Consider the following 337-nt stretch of genomic DNA (forward strand, 5'->3'; position numbering starts at 1 on the left):
ATTGAGGATCCAACTTTTCTCCACCGCAGATGACCACTTCTAAATTCTTAGCTTTTTTCGTTTGTCCAGCTAAAAGTACACGTAAGGTTGCTGGAACAAATTGAGCTATACGGATTTTGTGCTCATTCAAGAAATCGATCAGCGTTTCCTTTTGGAAAACTACTTGTTCTTCCGCAATAACGACAACAGCTCCCGACATAAGCGGAATCAACGTTTCCTCCACACTAACATCAAAGGCAGAATTGGTCATATGGAGAATGGCATCTCCAGGAGCCACATGATACGTCCTTTCAAACCATTGCCATAAATTCAGTACACTGTGCTGTTCAATCAAGAC

1 protein-coding gene is annotated in these 337 nt (G+C 41.8%); it reads right to left on the reverse strand.

All coding sequences use genetic code 11. The features are described 5' to 3' along the window. A partial coding sequence (locus HFD78_RS29165) for an AMP-binding protein (RefSeq protein ID WP_238797756.1) occupies positions 1 to 277 on the reverse strand: 277 nt, incomplete at its 3' end. Between the last annotated feature and the right edge of the window lie 60 nt (positions 278 to 337).

The sequence above is a fragment of the Bacillus sp. EKM501B genome (genome assembly GCF_011800505.1).
Lineage (GTDB): Bacteria > Bacillota > Bacilli > Bacillales > Bacillaceae_G > Bacillus_A > Bacillus_A cereus.